Here is a 263-nt window from a genome sequence, read left to right as displayed (position 1 = left end):
AAAATTGCCTGGGCGCAGTGGGGGCGGTTGCATCCGGGGTCGAGCCTTCTGGATCTTGGCCCGTTCCGCTCGCGCGTGGGACTGATCTTACGCGACCTCAAACCGCTTGACCGGCTGACCTCGGCCGACTGGCGACAGGTCTGCAACACGCTCGGCACCGAGCTGCGAAAGGTCCGGGCATGAGCGGGCGAGAATTTCCGCATGGCTGGTGGATCCTGCCGCCGCTTTTTCTCTCGGTGCTGTTCTGGGCCGGGATCATCTTG

General features: G+C 63.9%; 1 protein-coding gene. It reads left to right on the top strand.

Annotated elements, in window-relative coordinates; all coding sequences use genetic code 11:
- Nucleotides 1–183: hypothetical protein (locus ACS2QP_RS27945; RefSeq protein WP_438883095.1), on the top strand; the 183-nt coding region annotated here is incomplete at its 5' end.
- Between the last annotated feature and the right edge of the window lie 80 nt (nucleotides 184–263).

This window comes from Bacillus cereus group sp. Bce019, assembly GCF_051781745.1.
GTDB lineage: Bacteria > Bacillota > Bacilli > Bacillales > Bacillaceae_G > Bacillus_A > Bacillus_A cereus.
The sequence above is the reverse complement of the archived record's forward strand: the minus strand, read 5'-3'. Positions and strand labels throughout refer to the sequence as shown.